At 64.0% G+C, this 6,788-nt stretch carries 5 protein-coding genes; 1 reads left to right on the top strand and 4 read right to left on the bottom strand.

Annotated features, from left to right (window positions below):
* From PVZ78_RS10120 to PVZ78_RS10110, 3 genes are all read right to left on the bottom strand, one after another.
* The coding region (locus PVZ78_RS10120; protein WP_273828635.1) for a filamentous hemagglutinin N-terminal domain-containing protein at positions 1–516 on the bottom strand (516 nt) is incomplete at its 3' end.
* 25 nt (positions 517–541) lie between these two features.
* Positions 542–2,248 (bottom strand): ShlB/FhaC/HecB family hemolysin secretion/activation protein, encoded by a 1,707-nt coding sequence (locus PVZ78_RS10115; RefSeq protein WP_273828634.1) that lies wholly within the window; start codon positions 2,246–2,248, stop codon positions 542–544.
* Positions 2,249–2,496: 248 nt separating this feature from the next.
* A complete protein-coding gene (locus PVZ78_RS10110; protein WP_009047613.1) occupies positions 2,497–3,834 on the bottom strand; it encodes a DEAD/DEAH box helicase in 1,338 nt (445 codons plus the stop codon).
* A gap of 192 nt (positions 3,835–4,026) precedes the next feature.
* Between PVZ78_RS10110 and PVZ78_RS10105 the strand changes: the two genes are divergently transcribed.
* Positions 4,027–5,325, top strand: a complete 1,299-nt coding sequence (locus PVZ78_RS10105) for a mechanosensitive ion channel family protein (protein WP_009047612.1) — start codon at positions 4,027–4,029, stop codon at positions 5,323–5,325.
* A gap of 151 nt (positions 5,326–5,476) precedes the next feature.
* Here PVZ78_RS10105 and PVZ78_RS10100 read toward each other — a convergent pair whose 3' ends face one another.
* Complete coding sequence (locus tag PVZ78_RS10100) at positions 5,477–6,349, bottom strand: carboxylate/amino acid/amine transporter (protein ID WP_273828633.1); 873 nt, start codon at positions 6,347–6,349, stop codon at positions 5,477–5,479.
* Positions 6,350–6,788: the final 439 nt, after the last annotated feature.

The following is a 6,788-nucleotide window of genomic DNA, read 5'->3' as shown; positions in this document are numbered from 1 at the left end:
TTTCGGGGTGTTGATGAAGCCGCAGCCGTTGCAGCTGATGCCATAGGGGTTGGCGACGATCACATGGGCCGACTGCCCCGCCACTTCGGTGTAACCGCGCAGTTGGCTGGGGCTGCCACCGTTGACTTCGTTGAGGATGGTTTGCGCGGCGACGCCCTTGAGGTTCGGGTTGCCGACGATGATCCCGCCCAGCTGGGTGCTTTGCGTGCGGTCGGTGGCGTTGTTGAGGATCAGACCCTGCTGGCCGACGTTGTAGTCGTGGAACTGGTTATGCGACAGGCCGCTGCCATTGGGCGTGGCGATATTGACGATGGGCACGCCGTTGCCCGCCTGCCCCAGGCTGGTGCCCGGCGCGCTGACCACGATGCCTTCCGCCTGGGCCCACAGCGGTTGCCAGAACATGGCGTTGGCCAGGATGAACGCCAGGCCGCGCTTGGGCATGCCCCAGAAGTGCTCGCGGGTTTTCAGGGCAGCAGAAGGCTGGCGGGCCAGGAAAGCGAATTGGCGAACATCCATGTCGAAGGTCTCGAAAAAACGCGAATCAGAGGAGGAAATCCAGGCGGAAGTAGATCGGCGCTTCGCGCTCGCTCAGGACATCCGGGCGTTCAAGGGAATGGGCGAAGGTCACGCTGGTCGCCAGGTGCTGGCCGCGGGCGAACAGCTCCAGAGAGTTGCTCGACAGACGCCCGTGCTGCTCGCCGTTGTAGCGGTCGCCACGGATCACACCCTGGTCGTAGCCCAGGCTGCTGCCGTACTCGGCGAACACCGGGCGCAGCCAGCCGAGGGTCACCGGACGGCTCCAGCGCAGGTCGTTGCGCCAGTAACCGCCGCTGTCGCCGGACAGCGACTGATCCTTGTACCCGCGAATCGACGACTGCCCGCCCAGGCTGGTGCGCTGCGGGCTGAACAGCACGTCTTCGCTGCGCTGGCCGGTCATCAGGCTGCTGAAGCTGAACGACTCGCCCCACAGCTTGAACGGCTGCAGGTAACTGAGGGTGGCGGTGTATTTGCGGTAGCGCGCATTCGGCTCGCCCGGCCCTGGGTGGCCATTGTCCTGGGCGTCGAAGGCACCGATGCCGTGCTGCATGCCCAGGTCGAGGTTGACGAAGGCACCGCCGATGCGCCGGCCGTGGTTGATGCCGAACTGGGCTTCGCTGAGGCGATTGCTGCTCAGGGCCAGCTTGCTGTCTTCGATGAAGTTGTTGGTGCGCAGGTAGGCCAGCCCGGCATTCAGCGAGGTCTTGCTCACTGCATCACGCAGGATCACCCGCTCGGCGCGCAGCTGGTGGTTCTGGCTGTCGCCGGTCTGCTTGAAGCTGAAACCATTGGCCTGGGCCTGGGAGCGGTACTCGCTCTGGCTGTAGGTGTAACTGAAGTTCCACCAGCCCCAGGGCAGGTTGTAAGAGAGCATGGCGTTGTTGGAGGTGTGCTGGTGGTCGCTCATGGCATCGTGGCCACCGCGCAACATCAACTGGTCGGCCAGCCCCAGCGGGCTGTCCCAGTCGAAGGTGGTGCCCCACTGCTGCTCGCCGGTGCTGCGCTGGCCGTCGTTGCTGCGCGACAGCCCGGCCCGCCAGGGCTTTTGCGCGGTGTTCTTGACCAGCACTTGGCTGCCACCGACCTCCTTGCCGGGGGCCAGCTCCATTTGCGCCTGGTTCGACGGCAGGCGGTTGAGCTGGTCCACCAGTTGTTCGATTTCCCGCAGGTTGACCAGCGCGCCGACCTGGCCGGGAAAGGCCATGGCCAGCTCACGCTCGGACAGCTGGCTGTCGGCCGCGCCCTTCAAGCCTTCGAGCCGACCCTCGACCACCAGCACCTTCAAATGGCCCGCGGACAGGTCCTGCTGTGGCAGGTAGGCACGGCTGGTCACCAGGCCCTTCTCCAGGTAGTAGTCGGTGATGACCTTGAGCAGCTCGTTGAGCTGGCTGACGCCCAGGCACTGACCGATATAGGGCTTGAGCAGGCGCGCCTGCTCGGCGGCGGACAGGCTGTCGGCGCCCTTGAGTTCGATGTCCTGGATCGGGAAACAGCGGGTGTCGGCAGGCGCGGTCGGCGCTGTGGGAGCGGCCTCTTTTCCGGGCAGGTCCTTGAGTTCCTCCAGGCGCCGGCGCTGCTCTTCGAGCAGGCGGTCCTGGCGTTCGCGGATCAGGTCGGTGTCACCGGGGGTGGGAGCAGCATGAACGAGGTGTAGCGGAGTCAAGCACAGCAAAGCCAGGCACAACCTCCCCGCGAGGGCGGGTGAGTACATGTTCGATCCCTCGAGACGCATTAGTATCAAAATGATATCAATATGTTAATTGGCCATCATTTTGGCGTCAATCATTCATCCTGCCGGCTGGTGCAGGAGAGAGGCTCTGCAACGAGGGTTCCAGCGAAGAACTCAAGTCGTCGAGGGGCCAGAGCCAGTGAAGGCGCGGCCAAGAAGAAGGCCGACAGCTGATCGCCGGCCAATAAAAAGCCCGGACGGGGTCCGGGCTTTTTGTATGGCGCTACGGCTTATTCGGCAGCCGGTGCTGGCTTGCGGCGCTTGAGCGGCGCCATGCCGTCCTGGCTGACCAGGGCATCGCTTTTCGGCCGGTTGGCGGTCTTGCGTTTGGTCGGGGCCTTGGCCACGGTTTTTTTCTTGTCGCCCTTGGCGTCGGTCTTTTTCTTCTTCACACCCGCGGCCTTGCCGGAGGCCTTGACCTTCTTCGGCCCGCTGTAGGTGCCTTTGACTTCCTTGATGGTGCGGCGCTCGAAGTGCTGCTTGAGGTAGCGCTCGATGCTCGACATCAGGTTCCAGTCGCCATGGCAGATCAGCGAGATGGCCAGGCCGTCATTGCCGGCACGCCCGGTACGGCCGATGCGATGCACGTATTCGTCGCCGCTGCGCGGCATGTCGAAGTTGATCACCAGGTCCAGGCCGTCGACATCCAGGCCGCGGGCGGCGACGTCGGTGGCGACGAGGATTTTCACCCCGCCCTGCTTCAGGCGGTCGATGGCCAGCTTGCGGTCCTTCTGGTCTTTCTCACCGTGCAGGACGAACGCCTTGTACTCCTGGGCCACCAGGCGGCCGTAGATACGGTCGGCCATGGCGCGGGTGTTGGTGAAGACGATGGCCTTCTGGTAGGTCTCGTTGGCCAGCAGCCAGTTGACGATCTGCTCTTTGTGCTGGTTGTGGTCGGCGGTGATGATCTGCTGGCGGGTGGTGTCGTTCAGCTGGCTGACCGCGTTGAGCTGCAGGTGCTCAGGGTTGTTCAGGACCTTGGCGACCATCTCGCGCAGGCCCGAGCCACCGGTGGTGGCGGAGAACAGCATGGTCTGCTGACGGTTCGGGCACTCGTCCACCAGGCGCTGCACGTCGTCGGCAAAGCCCATGTCGAGCATGCGGTCGGCTTCGTCGAGGACCAGCACTTCCACTTCTTTCAAATCGAGGTTGCCGGCGTTCAGTTGCTCGATCAGGCGACCCGGGGTGCCGATCAGGATGTCCGGCACCTTGCGCAGCATCGCGGCCTGGACCTTGAAGTCTTCGCCGCCGGTGATCAGGCCGGCCTTGATGAAGGTGAACTGCGAGAAGCGTTCGACTTCCTTCAGGGTCTGCTGCGCCAGCTCACGGGTCGGCAGCAGGATCAGGGTCTTGATGCTGACACGGATCTTCGCCGGGCCGATCAGGCGATTGAGGATCGGCAGGACGAACGCGGCGGTCTTGCCGCTGCCGGTCTGCGCCGTCACCCGCAGGTCACGCCCTTGGAGCGCGAGCGGAATGGCCGCTGCCTGCACAGGCGTTGGCTCGACAAATTTAAGCTCGGCCACGGCTTTGAGCAGGCGTTCGTGCAGGGCGAATTGGGAAAACACGGGTGCTACCTCGAAGATATGCAAAAAAACAGCTGCATAGGGTAACGGTTTCGGGCGCGAAGGCCGAGTTTCTTTCACGCAAACCACGGTAAACAATTGGTTTTTGTCAGCGATTCGTCCTTAACGGTAACTTTCGACGGCTTAAATGTTCTAATCGATCCGTCTCGTCTCATAGAGGAAGCTTCTGACCCCATGGATTTCAAACAGCTCTGGCTCAACGTTCAAGACCTCTGGGGGGCGCTCGATGAGCACCCGCTCCTGCATTCCAGCCTGGCCCTGGTCATCCTGCTGGTGGTGGCGCTGCTCGTCGGACGAGTGGCGCGCTACCTCATCCTGCACGCGGTCAAGCTGCTCGGCCGCCAACCGTCCCTGCACTGGCTCAACGACCTGCGCCAGAACAAGGTGTTCCATCGCCTGGCACAGATGACCCCGTCGCTGGTGGTCCAGTTCGGCCTGCACCTGGTGCCGGAGCTGAGCAAGACCAGCCTGGTGTTCCTCGGCAACCTGGCCCTGGCCTTCACCATCCTGTTCCAGGTGCTGGCCATCAGCGCCCTGCTCAATGCCCTGCTGGACATCTACGCCCGCACCGAACATGCGCGCACCCGTTCGATCAAGGGTTACGTGCAACTGGCGAAGATGGTGCTGTTCGTGTTCGGCGCGATCATCATCGTCGCCACCCTGATCGACCGCTCGCCGCTGCTGCTGTTGTCCGGCCTGGGCGCCATGTCGGCGGTGATCCTGTTGGTCTACAAGGACACCCTGCTGTCGTTCGTCGCCAGCGTGCAGCTGACCAGCAACGACATGCTGCGGGTCGGCGACTGGATCGAAATGCCCCAGGTCGGCGCCGACGGCGATGTAGTGGATATCACCCTGCACACGGTCAAGGTGCAGAACTTCGACAAGACCATCGTCTCGATCCCCACCTGGCGCCTGATGTCCGAGTCGTTCAAGAACTGGCGCGGCATGCAGCAGTCCGGCGGCCGGCGGATCAAGCGCAGCCTGTACATCGACGCCAGCGGCGTGCGCTTCATCAACGATGAGGAAGAGGTGCGCCTGGGCAAGGTCCACCTGCTCACCGACTACATCAGTCGCAAGCAGGCCGAGCTCAAGAGCTGGAACGAGGCCCAGGGCAATGTCGCCGCCATGTCGGCCAACCGCCGCCGCATGACCAACCTGGGGACCTTCCGCGCCTATGCCCTGGCGTACCTCAAGAGTCATCCGGACATCCAGCCGAACATGACCTGCATGGTCCGCCAGATGCAGACCACCGCCCAGGGCATTCCGCTGGAAATCTACTGCTTCACCCGCACCACGGCGTGGACCGACTACGAGCGCATCCAGGGCGATATCTTCGATTACCTGCTGGCGGTGATGCCGGAGTTCGGCCTGAGCCTGTATCAGCAGCCGAGCGGCAACGACCTGCGCGCCGGCCTGCTGCCGGCGGTGCTGGGCGCCAGCCATATCCCCGAGGTGGAAAAGCGCGCGTTGTAACCCCCGCCTGATCGCCCTGTCCCCGGGGCGATCAACCCTTCTATCTGCTCAATCTGTAGGAGCGAAGCTTGCTCGCGATCCGCGCAGCGGCCTGACCCCGCGGTGTCTGTCAGACCACTATCGCGGGCAATCGAGCGTCGACCGGCCGCTCCTACAGGGCAGTGGCAGTAGTCGCGGCTTTTACGCCGCGACGGCTGATCCACACCGCAGCCAGAATCACCAGCGCCCCCAGGAACAAGCGCCCCAGCGCTTCATGCTGGTTCCAGATCAACAGGTTGATCAGCAGCCCCACCGGCACATGCAGGTTGTTCATCACCGCCAGGGTCGCGCCAGTGACCAGGCAGGCGCCCTTGTTCCACCAGTACAGCCCCAGCGCGGTGGACACCAGCCCGAGAAACAGCAGCACGGCCCATTGCAACGGCGCTTCGGGCAGGAAGTCCGGCTTGCCGAACAGCAGGAAGGCCGGCAATACCACCGCCAGCGCCCCCAGGTAGAAGTAGCCGAAACGCCGGTAATGCGGCAGGTCGCTCGGATGGCGCGCCACCAGGTGCTTGTACAACACCTGCCCGGCGGCGTAGGTGAAGTTGGCCAGTTGCAGCAGCAGAAAGCCCATGAAGAAATCCGGGCTGATGCGGTCGTAGCGGATCACCGCCGCCCCGGCCACCGCCACCAGCGCCGCCAGCAGGCCCCAGGGGTTGAAGCGCCGGTTCAGCGCGTCCTCGATCAGGGTCACATGCAGCGGCGTGAGGATGGTGAACAGCAGCACCTCCGGCACCGTCAGCACGCGAAAACTCAGGTACAGGCAGACGTAGGTCACGCCGAACTGCAAGGCGCCGATCAGCAGCATGCTGCGCATGAACGCCGGCTCCACCTGGCGCCAGCGGGTCAGCGGGATGAACACCAGCCCGGCCAGCAACACCCGGACCAGCACCGCGAAATAACTGTCGACATGCCCGGCCAGGTATTCGCCGATCAGGCTGAAGGAAAACGCCTGGATCAGCGTGACAAAAAGTAGATAGCCCATGCTCGCCTCGTCTTGAAGAGGCGGCGACGATAGCGGTTTTGCCCCGCCCGACGCAAAGCGGTGTATCAGAAATACCGCGGTGCCTGGTTTGGCGACGGCTGCGCCGTCGATCGCAGCCTCGCTGACGCTCGACAGCGGCTACGGGCCAACGATTGCAGCCGATGGCCCGGTCACTCGCCTCCCCGCTTTTGTAGCCGCTGCCGAGCCCTGGCGAGGCTGCGATCGGCTGCATAGCAGCCGCGAACCCGGCAACCGCGGTGAATCAGAAATACCGCGGCACCTGGTTTGGCGACGGCTGCGCCGTCGAGCGCAGCCTCGCTGACGCTCGACAGCGGCTACGGGGCAACGGTTGCAGCCGATGGCCCGGTCACTCGCCTCCCCGCTTTTGTAGCCGCTGCCGAGCCCTGGCGAGGCTGCGATCGGCTGCATAGCAGCCGCG

It is taken from the genome of Pseudomonas sp. SBT1-2, from assembly GCF_028640875.1.
Classification (GTDB): Bacteria; Pseudomonadota; Gammaproteobacteria; order Pseudomonadales; family Pseudomonadaceae; genus Aquipseudomonas; species Aquipseudomonas chlororaphis_I.
Note: the sequence above shows the minus strand (reverse complement) of the source record. Positions and strands in the feature narration are given on the sequence as shown.